This is a genomic window from Parabacteroides distasonis, assembly GCF_004793765.1.
Classification (GTDB): domain Bacteria; phylum Bacteroidota; class Bacteroidia; order Bacteroidales; family Tannerellaceae; genus Parabacteroides; species Parabacteroides distasonis_A.
This window is the reverse complement of the sequence record NZ_SRYM01000038.1, coordinates 1-15,094: the sequence shown is the minus strand read 5'-3', so window position 1 is coordinate 15,094 and position 15,094 is coordinate 1. Positions and strand designations below refer to the sequence as shown.

Sequence of the window (15,094 nt, the reverse complement as noted above, 5' to 3'; positions counted from 1 at the left end):
AGATTTAAATTTAAGTAAATGTGATGAGTATGAGAAAGAACGATTTAGTATCGGGTATGTGGACGTACATAACCGAGTTATGTGAGAGGGGACATCATTCTACGGCGAAGAGTTATCAAGATGCCTTGAATTCATTCAAGCGGTTTAGTGGTCGGGAGGAAATCCCTTATACCTATATTAATAAGGAGAACCTTTTATTTTATCAAAATTACCTAGAGAAGAGAGGGTGCGCCCGAAATACGGTGTCTACTTATATGCGTCGGCTCCGTTGTATGTATAATAGAGCGGTGGATGCCGGAGAAGCTCCCTACATCCCTCATTTGTTCAAGGGAGTATTTACGGGAGTGGAGAGCAAACGTAAGAAGGCCTTGAGTTTAGAGAAGTTACATGTGCTAATGATGACTCCGGTAGAAGATATCAAGATGAGGAAGACACAAGGAGTTTTGTGCTTGATGTTCCTGTTTTGTGGGATGGCGTTCGTGGATCTTGCCCATCTGAAAAAAGAAAATATCAAGAATGGTCTTTTGGCGTATTACCGGCAGAAGACAGGTGCTTCTATACAGGTGGAGATCCCGGTCGAGGCTTTGTCTCTATTAGAGTCATTGGCAGAAAATATCACTTCCGGTTCACCTTTTTTGCTTCCTTTTTTGAGTGGAACGAAGAGTGGCGAGGCGGCTTATCGTGAGTATACCTCAGCCTTGTCCCGTTTCAACCGGAACTTGAAGTCACTAGCGAAAATCTTAGGCATAACTTGTCCGGTCACTTCGTACTCTATCCGTCATTCCTTCGCCACGACCTTGAAAGAGCAGGATGTATCGATTGAGATGATTAGCGAATTGCTGGGACATAAATCAATTAAGACCACACAAATCTACCTGAAAAGTTTCTCACTTGAAAAGATCTCAGCGGTGAACAAGGCTTGTTTTGAGAGACTGTATAATTATGTACCAAAAGTAGGGTAGGAGTGTGCGCTACTTGGGAAGTAGCCTAATTTCTCATCACGAAAGGGGTCATGGGTTCAAGTATTGAACCTTCCTTTTGACAATAGTCAACGAGATGCGTACGAATGTCTCAAAACCGGTCTTGGATTCGGTACCTCCAAAGGGTATCGACGCCGTAGGCGTTGGGGGAACGATCCCGACAATACCTTCCCAAGGTGGTAAACCGGAGCGTAAACGTTGGTACATCGCCATCGTCAACAATAAATCGGAGAAACTTTGTGTCGACAGATTGGAGAAACGTGTGGCGAGTCAGCCGGAAGGGGAGAAGGATTATGAGGTCTATGTCGCTTCCCAAAAGGAGATGACTCTCACTGCTGCAGGCAAGCGGAAGTGGGTGGAACGAATCCTGTTTCGCTCCATAGTTTTCATCCGCTGTACCGATACCTTACGTAAAAAGGAGATCGTACGTCTTCCATACATCAAACGTTTCATGGTGAATATCGCCGGGGAGAGACGAGGCGGCATACGTCCCGTGGCCTTCATCCCGGACGATCAGATGGTCAAGCTTCGCCGGATGGTGAACGACTCGGACGAGCCTGTCACGATCGATCCCCGTCCCATTCCTCTAGGCTCTAAGGTGCGGATCAATGGTGGAAACCTGCGTGGTTTGGAGGGGAACGTGTTGGAAGCTCCGGATGGTGGGACTAGTTTCGTGATTCGCATAGACTTGCTTGGCTGCGCCAAGGTCAATATTTCCCGGGATCTGTTGGACATACTACCTTGAATATATATGAGAACATCTTATAAGAAAGAGGAGGAGCGATCCGGTGTACGTCTGATCGCTCTGCTGGAAAATCAATTACAAGATATTTTGAGTCGTGAGGCGGATAACCACACGTTCATCCATCTTTATTGCACGGGTCCGTATTGGGTGGCGTTCGAGAGATCCGCTTACTTGTTGCAACGTGTATCTCCCCGTGCGATGGTGACCCCGATGCGCCTCACCACCTATCCGTTCCCTATCGTGATGGTCGCATGGACGGACAAGGAATTGCGGGCTTACAGCCGGACACATCTTTTCCTTCAGGAAGGTGATGATTATGGCCGACTATCCGCCCCGTCCTATTCGCTTGATGGTTATCGGAAGTGGCATACGGAAGAAGTGGGAGATTTTCCTGTGCCGCAAACAAGTTTTCTGTTGAAGAATTAAGAAAATGCAAATAATATTGTTTTTATTGTTCGGTTTCTTTCTATCCATACTGTTCGGTATGGTTATCATTCCGAGGATCTTGGTGATCTCGCATAAGAAACGCCTGTATGATATCCCGGACATCCGGAAGGTGCATACGACCCCTGTTCCCCGTCTGGGCGGGTTATCCTTTTTCCCGGTGATCCTGATGTCGATGTTCTTGGTGATAGGCTTTCGGCTTTATACAGGGTCGGAAGATTTGTCAGGCCTGTCGTTTAATGTGCTTTATGAGTATCTTTTCTTGTTCGTGGGCATGACCTTACTTTATTTAATGGGAGTTTGCGATGATTTGGTGGGTGTCGGTTACCGCTATAAGTTCGCCGTGCAGATCGTTGCGGCTTTGTTATTGATATTGTCCGGCAATTGGTTTGATTCGCTGGGCGGTTTGTTTGGTATTTACTCCGTGCCGTTTTGGATAGGTATCCCGTTTACGATCTTTATTGTGGTATATGTTACGAACGCTATCAATTTGATAGACGGTATCGACGGCTTGGCCTCGGGCTTGTGCTGCATTTCTTTGTCGGTCTTGAGTGTCGCATTCTTTGTTTGCCGGCAACCTGTTTATGCTTTACTGGCGGTTTGTACGCTGGGTGTCTTGATGCCCTTCTGGTGTTATAACGTGTTCGGCAATGCGAATCGTGGTCATAAGCTATTCATGGGAGACGCAGGTAGTCTAACGTTGGGTTACGTGATCAGTTTTTTGATCATCCACATGAGCGTTTCGAACGAGGTCTCTTTATCGATGTCGAATCCTTATATGGTGGTTGCTTTCTCCACGGTGGTCGTTCCTTTGTTGGACGTGATCCGTGTGGTGTTTCATCGTTTGCGTGAGCGTAAAAATCCGTTTTTACCGGATAAGAATCATTTTCATCATAAGCTATTGCGCACCGGCATGCGTGTGCGGATGGTGATGGTTTGCATCATTTCGGTCTCCGCTTTTTTCATTGTACTTAACGGCTTGTTGGCTTGGAGTGTCAATATCACCTATTTGTTTCTCTTGAATCTTTTTTGTTGGAGTATCTTGCATATGGGTTTGAATGGTCTGATCAAGCGAAATAAGGAACAATAAAAAAGTAGCCCGAATATCCTGTTACAGATACTCGGGCGATTTTCAACGGATCTAAGTCCCGAAATGTTAAAAGAGTAGATCTACCTTGTGATCCGTTAGATCTCCTCGGGACTCTCAGAGTCGGAGCCTCCTCCCGAGGAAGGCTTTTTCTTTGCGGCTTCCAAATCGACCGTGGTTTCTCCCGCACGTTCAGCCTTGTAAGTGGCTTGTTGTGCGGCACGGCTGCTCACGGGGTTGAATGTGGCCCGGGAACGCAGGTTCTCGAAATCCTCGCCCGGAGTGAAGAGGATGTTTACGTCGGTGATGTTGTCGGAGGTGAACTTCTTGATGTTTTCCGCCCCCTCGCTTTTTAGGGAGAGGCTGAAGATCCCCAGTTCACCGAATTTGATCTTGTTTCCATTGAGTAATTGCTCCACGAGGCATTCGCAGGTGTCCGACACTACGCCTTTGACCGTACCCCGGGAGAATACCCCGTTATGGTCGGCTATGTGTTTGACGAATTGGCTGAACTCGATCACCTCGTTCACTTGGGCCTTGGCATAAGCCTTCTCGGGCATCTCTGGCTTGATGGGATTTCCCATCATGTAAACACTGTAATTAATCATACGATAAATGGTTTTAAAGAGTTAAACATGAATGATTTTCGTCAACCCTTATCGTTGGTTGACAATGCGAATATAGTATCGGGGATGAGGCGAATGCAAATCGATTGATAACGGTTTACTGGTGGTGGACAAACCATTCATAAATTGAGGATCTGATCGACTGAGTATGGGAGAAAGACTGACAACCTAACTCCACCCAAGCCGTCCAAAACTTCAATGGAGCGGATTTCCACCGGGATACCACCCGGGAGGAGGCATTGGGCAGGCTGGAACTTTTATCGGAGGCCAAGCGTCTGTCCGCCTATACAAATAATGTAGGGGAGTTGATGGTATACTTGACCCGGCTGTCCGGATGTGCTACGGGCCTTTTGCGCAAGATGCTTCCCTAGCCTTATCACAAGGCGATAGCGGATTTGCGTGAGAATCAAGATCCGTCGATCATCTATAACATATTCGGGGGAGTCCATCAACATGCCCCAATGCGACGAGGGCTAAGCAAAAAAAGTATCTTAGGTAACTTGTGCCACGCACCTAGGATACTTTGCCGATGCACCTAAGATACTTGGGGGATGAACGTAAGATACATTAGCGTTGATAGAAGAATTTCTTTCTAGGTTGGCTTCTGGGACAAGTTCGGAACTGAAAGATATCGTGATTTCCGATAAGGTCAAGGAATTGGTTGGTATCCTGTATCTTCAACAGGCGATGAGGATTGGAAAAAGGACAAAACTGATTATTTAACTGAAAAATACAAAAGGCCATGAAGTTATTCTTGGATACAAATATCGTATTAGATTTACTGGAGAAGAGAGAACCGTTTGTGAAAGAGGCAATGATCTTGTTTCAACTTCAATTAAACGGGTTAGTTGAGTTATTTGTATCAGATTTGACTTTTGTGAATATTGCTTATATAACAAGAAAGACATATCGAGAAGTTGGCTGTCTGTAATAAGGGGAAGTATGGGAGGATACGATAAACTATGTGGTTTTGTGCGTAGTCCATGATTGTGACCCATATCGAGTGGACGTGAGATGATTCCAGGGTACACTCATGACGGATGCCTACGAGGCATATGCGTACTTTACTACTTGATCTGATTGACAACCATCAGGTATCCATTTCAACGAAACTTCACCAAGCCCTGACTTACATGCTCAGGGCCATTGGATAGAATTGAAAGGATATGTGGATATCGGGAATGTGCTTATCGATAACAATTGTTGTGAACGGGCAGTCCGATGGAAGAACGGACAACTAACTCATAACACAATACTTATGAAATCCCATACCCCTGTCCTTCAGGGGCTATGGCTTATTGCCATAGGGGTTGGATGCTTACACTGTACAGTACCCTTTTGAAGGGGGCTGATTTGAATCTTATCTAACAATTTATAATATGTAGTACATAAAATGGTTATACCTGCCAACCGGCTTGATGTGGCACTTTATGTGTTAGGTTTCTCCACGCTGAGCTTTTTTATTAATTTGTTGAGTGTCCCGTATAATGCGTTGATTATCGCCCACGAGCAGATGAAAGCGTTCGCCTATATTAGTATTGTGGAAGTGACTTTGAAATTGGTGGTAGCTTATTTATTGATAATTTTCCCTTTAGATAAATTGTGGTTGTACGCTTTAAGCATGGTATTGGTGGCTTTAGTTGTGCGCTTTATGTACGCTGTCTATTGCAAGCATCTTTTTGAGGAGTGTCGTTTTGTATGGGGATTTGACAGGCGTTTGCTTTCCAAAATGTTTGTCTTTTCCGGTTGGGCGTTTTTGGGCAATGGCTCGTTTGTGCTGAAAGAGCATGGCGTAAATATCTTGTTGAATATGTTTTGCGGTCCGGCGGTAAATGCGGCGCAGGGGATTACGTCTCAAATGACAGGTGCTGTGACCTTGTTTGTCAGCAATTTTATGCAGGCTGTAAATCCACAAATTACTAAATTGTATTCATCGGGTAACTTGCGGGATATGCACCGATTGATATTTAATAGTTCTCGTTTATCATTTTATCTGATGCTTATGTTAGGCATTCCATTGATGAAAGGTGTTGATTACGTTCTAGCTCTTTGGCTTATGTCTGTTCCGGAGCATACTGCTGTGTTTATTCGATTGTTGATGGTGTTTTGCTTGATGGATTGCCTTGTGCAACCTTTGATGACTGGTCTTTTGGCAGAAGGCAATATACGTGTTTATGAAATAGCATTGTTGGCGTTGAATGTAGGTAATGTGACCCTTTCTTACGCCGCTTTGAAGCACGGTTATGTACCGGAGTGCGTCTATTGGGTATCCATCATGGTAGAGGTGGTTATTATCTTTAGTCGTGTATGGTTGTCGGGCAGAGCGTATCAGTTGCCTGTTAAACAATACTGTATGGAGGTATTGGGGAATGCCCTTTTAGTGGCGAGCGTAGCGGGCGTGTTTGCTTGGTGGATTGATCTGCCCTTAACCAATACTTTGGCTAATTTTATAGTATCCATATTACTTATATTGTTGTTCACCGGCTTAGTGGTCTATGGCTTAGGATTGACCGGCAATGAGCGTGAATTCTTGCGATCTGTGGTGAGGAACAGGTTGCGTTTATTAAGAAAATAAAAAAACAGTTATCCAATGAGAATATTACTGTTGGGAGGAACGGGTGCCATGGGGACCCATTTGTCCACACTCTTATCAAGACAGGGAAATGACGTATTTGTTACTACCCGTAAGGAGCGGATGGATAATACTAGTGTTATCTATCTGAAAGGAGATGCGCATGATCGATCTTTCATAGAAGAGATTCTTCGGGAGGGCTGGGATGCGATTGTGGATTTTATGGTGTATCATACGGATGAGTTTGTGGGGCGTGTCAATTTGCTTTTGAGACATACCGATCAATATGTCTACCTGAGTTCTGCGAGAGTATTCGCTAATGAGGACACGTGTATAACGGAAAGATCTCCTCGCTTATTGGATGTGTCATCGGATACGGATTACTTGAAAACCGATGAGTATGCGTTGGCTAAGGCGCGGCAAGAGGATATATTGCGGGCTTCTGGATGTAAGAATTGGACGATTGTCAGGCCCTACATCACGTTTAGCGAAATCCGTTTGCAATTAGGGGTTTATGAGAAGGAACACTGGCTGTATAGAGCGTTGCGAGGTCGTTCGATCGTATTTTCAAAAGACATAGCGAGGCATTATACGACATTGACTTACAGCGAGGAGGTGGCTCAGGGGATTGCCGGACTTATCGGTAATAAAAAAGCCTTGGTCGAAGACTTTAACATAATGACGGCGGAGTCGCTTACTTGGCAGGAGGTGTTAGATATTTATGTTCGGGTGATAGAGGAATGCGCAGGGAAGCGTCCCAAAGTGGTTTATACGGATGCCTGCTTGAATTTGTCGTTCAAGCGTAGACAATATCAAGTGAGGTATTGTCGCTTGTTTGATAGGCGATTTGATAACAGTAAGATTCTCTCGGTGGTTCCAGACTTGAGATTTATGGATGTTCGGGTGTCACTTCGACTATGTTTGCGTACCTTGATAAACAGCCGGGAGTTCAAGCTCATTGGTTGGCATGACGAGGCCTTATTGGATAGGGTAAGCGCAGAGTTTACGCCGATGCGTGAAATAGGAACCACCAAGCGGTATATGGTATATCTCTTGTTGAGAAAACTGCCTTTTGATTGTGTGAAATATATGCTGAATCATAGATAAAGTAAAATATGGAAGGAAAGTATTATAGTTCAGAAAGGAGCGTTCAGCTTCTCATCTCGTTACTAAAACAGCACAATATAAAAAAGTGTGTCTTGTCTCCTGGTGCCACGAATTTGACATTTGTGGCCAGTCTCCAGCAAGACCCGTATTTTGAATGCTATTCATCTGTGGACGAGCGTAGTGCGGCTTATATCGCTTGTGGTTTGGCGGCCGAAAGTGGTGAGCCTGTGGTGTTGAGTTGTACCGGGGCTACCGCTTCCCGTAATTATATTCCGGGCTTGACAGAGGCTTATTATCGTAAATTGCCGGTATTGGCTGTCACGAGTACGCAAGATATTTCCCGGATCGGCCATCATATTGCACAAGTGATAGACCGTCGTGTTATACAAAATGATATAGCCCTTTTAAGCGAGTATATACCCGTGACCGATAGTAATACGAATGCGTGGAGTAACACGGTGAAGATAAACCGTGCCTTGTTGGAATTGCGTCATCGTGGTGGTGGCCCTGTACATCTCAATGTGGAAACTGCTTATAGCCGGGATTATTCGGTAAAGGAGTTGCCACAGGCACGGATGATTCGCCGCGTCATGCCGCAAGACGTTTTTCCTGAGCTTCCTAAAGGGCGTATCGCTGTCGTCATTGGTGCTCATCAAAAATTTACCGATACGGAAACTGCATTCCTTGATGCTTTTTGCGCCACATACGATGCGGTGGTATTCACGGATCATACCAGTGGTTATAAGGGTAAATACCGTGTTCTGATCTCCATCCTTTCTTCGCAAGCGAAAGATTATTGTAGCTTGACGAGCATGGATTTGTTGATACATATCGGTGATGTATCTGGGGGGAATATCGGAATGCGTCCCCATGCGGTATGGCGTGTCAATCCAGATGGTGAACTTCGTGATACTTATCGTAAATTGACTTATGTTTTTGAGATGGAGGAACAGGCGTTTTTTGAGCATTATGCGGATACAGCGTCTCTTGAACGTCATGGTTATTTGGACGCTTGCCGGAAGGAATTGAAAGCCATTTGGGCGAAAGTGCTGGAAAATGTTCTGCCGTTCTCGAACGTATGGATAGCCCATGAGACGGCTCATCGTATCCCTGCTGATAGCGTGCTCTTTTTAGGTATCCTCAACACCCTGCGTACATGGAACTATTTCGATATACCCGAATCTGTGTATGGATACGCCAATACCGGAGGTTTTGGCATAGACGGCTATATCTCTTCGTTCATGGGTGCTTCTTTGGCGCATCCGGGCAAGCTTTATTTCTGTGTTGCGGGTGACCTCGCTTTCTTTTACGACATGAACGTGCTTGGAAACCGTCATGTAGGGCGTAATATCCGCATCTTGCTGATCAATAATGGCAAGGGGACGGAGTTCCGTAATTATAATCATCCCGGTGCAGCTTTTGGCGAGGAGACGGACAAGTATATCGCCGCAGCCGGACATTTTGGCAATAAGTCGCATCAATTAGTGCGACACTATGCGGAGGATTTGGGATATGAATACCTGTCTGCCAATAATAAAGAGGAATATTTGGAATATCTCGACCGTTTTCTTACTCCCGGCCTCACTGATCGCCCCATGCTGTTTGAGGTATTTACCGACAATAAGGACGAGAGCGATGCCATACGCATGGTACGTAATTTGAATGTGTCGATCAAAGGCATATTGGTAGATACGGTGAAGAGTATGGTAGGAGAGAAGGGGAAAGAGGTGATTAAGGGGCTTCTTGGAAAGTAAGCGCAAATGAAGATAAAAAAATGAGAATAGGAATATTGACCCAGCCTCTTCGAGATAATTATGGAGGAGTGTTACAGAATTGGGCTTTACAAAGGATTCTGAAAGATATGGGGCATGAGCCGATAACAATTGATATCCAACCTCATCCGGAAATATGGAGATTTGTGTTTTCTACAATTAAATCTTCAGTACTTTTTTTTATTCCTTCACGTAAACGGAGTTTTTGGAAATGGAGTTATCATCCTAATCCCTTATTTTCTGATTTTGTTAAAAAACAAATAACAAAAACTCATATTTGTAAACATTATTCAATGGATTTGGTGAAGGAATATGCCTTGGAGGCTCTTGTGGTTGGCAGTGATCAAACGTGGAGGGCAAAGTATAATAGAGGTAGACTGTTCGATATGTTTTTGCGTTTTGCACGTGACTTTACGGGAAAAAAAATTGCTTATGCTGCCTCTTTTGGGGTGGATAATTGGGAGTATTCAAAAAAACAGACTGCTATCTGTACTTCTTTGTTGCAACAGTTTAATGCCATATCAGTACGAGAAACAAGTGGTGTAACACTTTGTAAGGAGTATTTGAGGCTGAATGCTATCGCAGTTCTTGATCCTACGTTATTGATCGAGAGGGAAGTTTATGAGAATTTATGTGTGAATATTCCTTTGAACAAAGAAAAATTTCTTGTGGCGTATGTGTTAGACCATAGGTAAGTTATTTAATAAGAGGGTTCTGCTACATATACATGGCAGTTTGTTCGATGAGTTTTATAATACATATCCTCGTTATGTAACAAGGATGTGTAGATCGGCAGACGCATTGGTAACAGTGTCTTCTTCTTTTGTGAATATGTTGCGAAAATATGAATTAAATAAGTTTATATATTGTTTGCCTAATTGTGTGGAGTATCCTAAATCGTTTCGTAAAGATCTATATCATGACAAATTGCGTTTAGTTTTCATAGGGCGAATAGATGAGGTGAAAGGTATGTATGATATACTTGATTGCTTGTATAGATACAAAGATGTATTACAAGATAAGGTAGAATTACATATAGGTGGTGTTGGTGATGAGATACGTTTTCGAAGAGTGATAAAAGATTATGACCTTTCTGCAATGATTGTTCGACATGGTTGGGTAAAAGGAGATGAAAAGGTTGATTTGTTCTGTTCGTCGGATGTCTTTATCCATCCCTCGCATTTTGAATCATTCGGTATAGCTATTTTAGAAGCGATGTCTTATGGATTGCCTGTCATCACGACAATGATAGGGGGAATTCCTGATTTTTTTGAAGATATGAAAAGTGGAATAGCTGTAACCCCTGGAAATGTGGATGAAATATATAATGCGATCCTTTTGTTCGTGAACAATCGTTTCCTTATATCTCAGTTTGGAAATCATGGAAGAGAAATAGCCAAACGATTCACACCTGCACATGTGGAGCAATATTTGCAAGAAATTTATAATAATTGCAATTGTAAGCAGTTAAAAAATGGCTATTAATAGAAAGGAATATCTTCGCAGCCAACCAATTTATAGAATCATGTATAGCAGTGAAGATCTTGAAAGGTTTTATTTTCAGTACCAGACGGAGGATTTGCTTTATGGAGAATCCCTCCAATCGTTTTGTGTTAAAAACAAAGTTCCTTATAACATTTTTCAGAAATAGTTCAAGGATACTCGGAAAAAAGCAGTTGTAGTTCAGATTGATGGTGCTCCAGCGATTAGCCATTCGGAAAAAACAAAGAATAGTGATCAATCTCAGCCGGTATCAAAAAGCTGTAATGATGCTCCTGTTCGTATATGGATTGACATCCGTGTCAGCAATGGCCTACATTTATCCCAAAAGAATTTAAGCTACCAGGATTTAGTTCGTATGGTAGAGAAATTGGAGGGTTTATGTTGAGTGTTACCTCAAGAGATAAAAGATCCATCCAAAAAAGAACGTAATTTATCCAATCATCCTGATGGGTATAAAACGATGGGAGTATCCGGAGAAGCGATAGAGCATCCTTCTGATTTGACAAAGGTTTCCGGTCGTATTTAAAAAACACATTACGTAACTGGCTTAGGAAAGGTAAAAAATGTCTGGATGAGCTGGTTTGTGTATTGAAGTAAGTCTATAGCCTTGGAAAAGGATTCGATTGTGAACAGCGATGAGACCAGGTGCAAGGTGCGTAAATACGACCACTATAAGAAGTGTATCTGGGTGCTGGTCAACAAGGCTCAGAAAACAGCTATTTTCTTCTATGAGAATGGCTCTTGCGGTCGTGATGTGCTTACAGACTTTTTGGGTAATTCAGAATTGAAGAGTATCATGTCTGACGGATACAATGCTTATATATTTATCGATGATGAGTTAAAATCTGCCCAGTTTAAAGATACTGTACATCAAGTTTGTATGTCTTATGCAAAAAACAAATTCGTTAAGGCTTTCAATCAAGGTTCTGAACCGGTCTCCGAGCGCTTTTCGGATATTTTAAAGGATTTCTTTATTAAAGAGCGTAAATGTGATGAGGCCGGATTCACTTCATTATGGCAGTGATGCCGGCGCAGAGATGGCTGCAACATATCACAGTGTGATAGGAACAGTAAAGCTTCATGTCAGTTCTATCTGGAACTTCATCGGAACTTTTTTCAAAAAAATCTTTAACGGGTGCAGGGATTATGTTAACATGGTTCCTGACAAAATCACATTGGCTACCAGCCAATGTTAAATTCAAAACTAATTAACAAAACTCACTTTAGGGCACTGAAAAGTGCCCTTTTAAAGGGGTATGTCCTAAATTGAGTGCTTACATACAAAGATAAGCATTCGAAGACTAAACTATTAACCTGAAACAGGGTATGTATCTTTGAGAGTGAAATATAGCGATTACATACTGAACAATCAAAAACTTAGTTTTCATTTGCTGCTATGTTTGCCTTTCGTTATCTTTACTGACAATAAATAGCAAGTTTTCAAGTAATATGGGAGAAAAAAGCATATATATCCATTCCTTTTCTGTAGATAATATGTGGAACAGGGTGAAGTTGGTTTGGAATGACATCCGTCCGAATGTGAACATCATAGTAGGCATCAATGGTAGCGGGAAAACAACTTTGCTGAACTGTATCAATGATTATTACAATTCCAAAAAGTCCCTTTACAAATGTAACGGTACTCCTTTGGGGATACCTGTTCAATTCATCCGTTCCTTCGATGTCCCTCTGGCGAATCGGAAAAAGAAAGATTCTCCACTCTATCAAGAACTTGAAAAATCGTATTTCAGTCTTCCAATAATAAGCTCAATTTTTTTAATTACCGGATGAGGGCTATCAATTATCCGGAAGAGAGGGAACGAATAGAATGTCGGATTAACAGACTGTTCCAAGTGGTAAATGAGATATTTAAAGAAACCGGGAAATCCCTTGAGATAGATAAGGACACTAATGGACTGGTATTTGCAATGGATAAAGGAACTGTGAAAATCGAATTGTCCCAACTCTCTTCTGGTGAGAAACAATTGCTGTTACTGTTGTTGACCGTCTTTTTTCAAGATGAAAAGCCTTGTGTACTGTTACTTGACGAACCTGAAATCTCGTTGCACATCACTTGGTAGGATTGTCTGATAGAAAAACTACGGGAACTGAATCCTAATTGTCAGATCATCGTAACAACGCACTCTCAACCTTTGATTTTACCATTTTCTTGTCCATGTATTCCTCTGTCGTCTATTTGCCTTTCCTTTATTTACTGAATACGAAGCGGTTAAAGCGACGCGGTTTGAATCGTACAGATTTTCATACAGCGCTTTCTGAACATTTTGAAGTGAATGATGAAAAGGATAATGGAAAAGCGGCTGTCTGTCGTATTCAACAAAGATTGAACGCCTTGGTCGATCAGCTTCCTGCTCATTTCATGAATATTGATGAGGAAAAGGTCAGATATGAGGCGATGGGAGTAAAAGAAGATGTGGCCTATTTGTTTGTAAGAGGACATTGTCTTTATGATTATTTGCTTGTATTGGGTAACCACCTTTGCTTAGGAACTAACATAGACTTTGAATCACAGATTTTTAAACGTAGTTTATCGAGTTATTATGTCGAAATGAAAAAAATAGCGGTCGATATGAATAACTTGATACAATAGTCTTGGCCTCCTTTTACGCCATAGTTTTGATTATACACACAAGGAGGAATATCGTTCTTTGGTTGCACTGACAATCAAAGGTGAAAGAAACGAATTATAAAGATTCGCATTTACAGCAGTCTGCAGAGCGGGGCATAGAGAGGCGCAGGCCACGCAGATCGGGATGTTTTTCTATGTAGGTGTGGTACAATGTATGAGCCACTAATCTCATTTATTCGCACGAATAAGTTCAAAACGGTTATTTATCAAGCATCATATAAATGAATAAAGTTTCATTGAATGGGGTGGAAGTGTATCCTTTTACTTCGCATGAGGAATTGTTGGCTTTTGTGAGTCGGCACAAGAGGATATTGGTGGCTATCAATGCGGAAAAGATTTTGCATGCTACGGATCAGACCCGTTCTATCATCAACCGGAATATAGGTTATTGCGATGGCTTCGGGGCGGTCATGGCGTTGAAGAAGAAAGGGTATAAGGAAGTGATCAAGATCCCGGGATGCGAGTTGTGGTTACGTATCATCCATATGACCTATCAACAAGGAAAGAGTTATTACTTGATTGGAGGAAAACAAGAAGTAATAGAACAGACCGTAAAAAAGTTGAAGGAGGATTATCCCGGTATATGGATCGTTAACTTCCGGAATGGTTATATCAAGACAGAGGAGGAACGAAATGCTTTGTTGGATGATATCGTGACGAAACGGCCAGATGTGGTTTTTGTGGCGATGGGTTCTCCCAAACAGGAATTGCTAATGGAAGAGATGGCCGAACGACATACAGCTGTCTATCAAGGCTTAGGTGGTAGCTTTGATGTATATACAGGTAACGTGAAACGTGCTCCGCAGTGGTGGATACGGCATAATTTGGAGGGGCTTTATCGTCCGCTGGCCAGCTTCACATGGCCCAAGATGAGAAGACTGTTTAAGGCTATGCCTTTTTGGTGGAATGTATTAACTAATAAATATTAAATGCAATATGAAAGAGTTTTGTCGACGCCAAATGAAAAAGCTAAATAAAATCAGTTGAAAAAGCTAATTAAAAAGGCTTCATGACCAGTTGTGTTTTTTGTAATTGCTAAATAGATTACAATATTATTTTAGACAAAAAGATACGGCGCATCATACTTCAAGCAGATGCGCCGTTTATATCTTATATTTGAACTGAGAGGATAAAAGTGGAGAATATCATCTTCTTTTTTGTAGCTTTTGCTCGCTAGAGAACTTGTACGCTTTGTTGAGATAATTATAAAAGGTCTTTTCTGATATGCCGTATATCGGCCAGATATAACGCCTCCAAATCTCCCGGTTACTCAACCCGCTCCTTGAGTACTCATCATAGATGCCATTGACCTCTATCACGCGTTTCTCATAACTATTCCCATTCGGGATATTATTATCTGTTTTGCTGGACATTGTCTACTTCCATGTGTTTTTATGTGAAGAATAAAAGCAAACCGGGCTGATTTGAAGGATTCAAGCCAGCCCGATAAGGGAGGTCGGGGCGATCTTACGATCGCCCCCCAACCGATACGCAAATATACAAAATAAAGTTTGAATGCACTCAGATAATTGTACTTATTATCGCCCCTAAAGCCTTATCCCTTATAGGCAAGGCGATGAAACGCTTGTCGAACCCGACAATAGTCCC

At 42.5% G+C, this 15,094-nt stretch carries 16 protein-coding genes and 2 pseudogenes; 17 read left to right on the top strand and 1 reads right to left on the bottom strand.

Going from position 1 to position 15,094, the window contains the following annotated elements; translation table 11 throughout:
- Positions 1–29 precede the first annotated feature (29 nt).
- The 4 genes from E5342_RS12755 to E5342_RS12740 all read left to right on the top strand — a co-directional run bounded on the left by E5342_RS12755 (position 30) and on the right by E5342_RS12740 (position 3,259).
- The gene (locus E5342_RS12755; RefSeq protein ID WP_135959506.1) at positions 30–962 is read left to right on the top strand and encodes a tyrosine-type recombinase/integrase; all 933 of its coding nucleotides are present in this window, start codon (positions 30–32) and stop codon (positions 960–962) included.
- 94 nt (positions 963–1,056) lie between these two features.
- Complete coding sequence (locus tag E5342_RS12750) at positions 1,057–1,725, top strand: transcription termination/antitermination NusG family protein (RefSeq protein WP_121736360.1); 669 nt, start codon at positions 1,057–1,059, stop codon at positions 1,723–1,725.
- A 6-nt stretch (positions 1,726–1,731) separates the two neighbouring features.
- Positions 1,732–2,151 carry a hypothetical protein gene (locus tag E5342_RS12745; RefSeq protein WP_121736359.1) on the top strand — a complete coding sequence of 140 codons (420 nt, stop codon included), beginning with the start codon at positions 1,732–1,734 and terminating at the stop codon, positions 2,149–2,151.
- 4 nt (positions 2,152–2,155) lie between these two features.
- On the top strand, positions 2,156–3,259 hold the full coding sequence (locus E5342_RS12740) for an MraY family glycosyltransferase (protein ID WP_135959505.1): 1,104 nt from the start codon (positions 2,156–2,158) through the stop codon (positions 3,257–3,259).
- Positions 3,260–3,354: 95 nt separating this feature from the next.
- On the opposite strand, the gene E5342_RS12735 is transcribed toward E5342_RS12740, so the two are convergent.
- Positions 3,355–3,864 carry an HU family DNA-binding protein gene (locus E5342_RS12735; RefSeq protein WP_121736357.1) on the bottom strand — a complete coding sequence of 170 codons (510 nt, stop codon included), beginning with the start codon at positions 3,862–3,864 and terminating at the stop codon, positions 3,355–3,357.
- Between the two features lie 591 nt (positions 3,865–4,455).
- Between E5342_RS12735 and E5342_RS19525 the strand changes: the two genes are divergently transcribed.
- The 13 genes and pseudogenes from E5342_RS19525 (at position 4,456) to E5342_RS12685 (ending at position 14,415) form a co-directional block, all read left to right on the top strand.
- Positions 4,456–4,605: a hypothetical protein gene (locus E5342_RS19525; protein ID WP_160217505.1), complete on the top strand. Its 150-nt coding sequence runs from the start codon at positions 4,456–4,458 to the stop codon at positions 4,603–4,605.
- Positions 4,606–4,624: 19 nt separating this feature from the next.
- Complete coding sequence (locus tag E5342_RS20365) at positions 4,625–4,813, top strand: PIN domain-containing protein (RefSeq protein WP_121736356.1); 189 nt, start codon at positions 4,625–4,627, stop codon at positions 4,811–4,813.
- A gap of 462 nt (positions 4,814–5,275) precedes the next feature.
- Positions 5,276–6,457, top strand: coding sequence for a lipopolysaccharide biosynthesis protein (locus tag E5342_RS12730; protein WP_210434968.1), 1,182 nt, complete (start codon positions 5,276–5,278; stop codon positions 6,455–6,457).
- 15 nt (positions 6,458–6,472) lie between these two features.
- A complete protein-coding gene (locus tag E5342_RS12725) occupies positions 6,473–7,561 on the top strand; it encodes an NAD-dependent epimerase/dehydratase family protein (RefSeq protein WP_135959504.1) in 1,089 nt (362 codons plus the stop codon).
- A gap of 8 nt (positions 7,562–7,569) precedes the next feature.
- The gene (locus E5342_RS12720; RefSeq protein WP_135959503.1) at positions 7,570–9,315 is read left to right on the top strand and encodes a thiamine pyrophosphate-binding protein; all 1,746 of its coding nucleotides are present in this window, start codon (positions 7,570–7,572) and stop codon (positions 9,313–9,315) included.
- A gap of 20 nt (positions 9,316–9,335) precedes the next feature.
- Positions 9,336–10,028: a polysaccharide pyruvyl transferase family protein gene (locus E5342_RS12715; protein WP_135959502.1), complete on the top strand. Its 693-nt coding sequence runs from the start codon at positions 9,336–9,338 to the stop codon at positions 10,026–10,028.
- Between the two features lie 85 nt (positions 10,029–10,113).
- The gene (locus tag E5342_RS12710) at positions 10,114–10,818 is read left to right on the top strand and encodes a glycosyltransferase family 4 protein (RefSeq protein WP_349237393.1); all 705 of its coding nucleotides are present in this window, start codon (positions 10,114–10,116) and stop codon (positions 10,816–10,818) included.
- A gap of 40 nt (positions 10,819–10,858) precedes the next feature.
- A pseudogene (locus E5342_RS19765) lies at positions 10,859–11,221 on the top strand (hypothetical protein).
- 9 nt (positions 11,222–11,230) lie between these two features.
- Positions 11,231–12,032: pseudogene (locus tag E5342_RS12705) on the top strand (IS66 family transposase); the annotation flags it as partial.
- A gap of 253 nt (positions 12,033–12,285) precedes the next feature.
- Positions 12,286–12,627, top strand: coding sequence for an AAA family ATPase (locus E5342_RS12700; protein ID WP_121736354.1), 342 nt, complete (start codon positions 12,286–12,288; stop codon positions 12,625–12,627).
- The gene (locus tag E5342_RS20360; RefSeq protein WP_135959500.1) at positions 12,624–12,917 is read left to right on the top strand and encodes an AAA family ATPase; all 294 of its coding nucleotides are present in this window, start codon (positions 12,624–12,626) and stop codon (positions 12,915–12,917) included. The genes E5342_RS12700 and E5342_RS20360 overlap by 4 nt, the downstream gene beginning before the upstream one ends.
- Positions 12,918–13,081: 164 nt before the next feature.
- Positions 13,082–13,447 carry a hypothetical protein gene (locus E5342_RS12690; RefSeq protein WP_135959499.1) on the top strand — a complete coding sequence of 122 codons (366 nt, stop codon included), beginning with the start codon at positions 13,082–13,084 and terminating at the stop codon, positions 13,445–13,447.
- 260 nt (positions 13,448–13,707) lie between these two features.
- The gene (locus E5342_RS12685) at positions 13,708–14,415 is read left to right on the top strand and encodes a WecB/TagA/CpsF family glycosyltransferase (protein WP_135959498.1); all 708 of its coding nucleotides are present in this window, start codon (positions 13,708–13,710) and stop codon (positions 14,413–14,415) included.
- Positions 14,416–15,094: the final 679 nt, after the last annotated feature.

Coding starts and splice junctions, on each gene's coding strand:
- E5342_RS12730 (WP_210434968.1), top strand. CDS start 5,276: ATGGTTATACCTGCCAACCGGCTTGATGTGGCACTTTATGTGTTAGGT.
- E5342_RS12750 (WP_121736360.1), top strand. CDS start 1,057: ATGCGTACGAATGTCTCAAAACCGGTCTTGGATTCGGTACCTCCAAAG.
- E5342_RS12715 (WP_135959502.1), top strand. CDS start 9,336: ATGAGAATAGGAATATTGACCCAGCCTCTTCGAGATAATTATGGAGGA.
- E5342_RS12735 (WP_121736357.1), bottom strand. CDS start 3,864: ATGATTAATTACAGTGTTTACATGATGGGAAATCCCATCAAGCCAGAG.
- E5342_RS12710 (WP_349237393.1), top strand. CDS start 10,114: ATGTGTAGATCGGCAGACGCATTGGTAACAGTGTCTTCTTCTTTTGTG.
- E5342_RS12685 (WP_135959498.1), top strand. CDS start 13,708: ATGAATAAAGTTTCATTGAATGGGGTGGAAGTGTATCCTTTTACTTCG.
- E5342_RS12725 (WP_135959504.1), top strand. CDS start 6,473: ATGAGAATATTACTGTTGGGAGGAACGGGTGCCATGGGGACCCATTTG.
- E5342_RS20360 (WP_135959500.1), top strand. CDS start 12,624: ATGAGGGCTATCAATTATCCGGAAGAGAGGGAACGAATAGAATGTCGG.
- E5342_RS12755 (WP_135959506.1), top strand. CDS start 30: ATGAGAAAGAACGATTTAGTATCGGGTATGTGGACGTACATAACCGAG.
- E5342_RS20365 (WP_121736356.1), top strand. CDS start 4,625: ATGAAGTTATTCTTGGATACAAATATCGTATTAGATTTACTGGAGAAG.
- E5342_RS12720 (WP_135959503.1), top strand. CDS start 7,570: ATGGAAGGAAAGTATTATAGTTCAGAAAGGAGCGTTCAGCTTCTCATC.
- E5342_RS12700 (WP_121736354.1), top strand. CDS start 12,286: ATGGGAGAAAAAAGCATATATATCCATTCCTTTTCTGTAGATAATATG.
- E5342_RS12740 (WP_135959505.1), top strand. CDS start 2,156: ATGCAAATAATATTGTTTTTATTGTTCGGTTTCTTTCTATCCATACTG.
- E5342_RS12745 (WP_121736359.1), top strand. CDS start 1,732: ATGAGAACATCTTATAAGAAAGAGGAGGAGCGATCCGGTGTACGTCTG.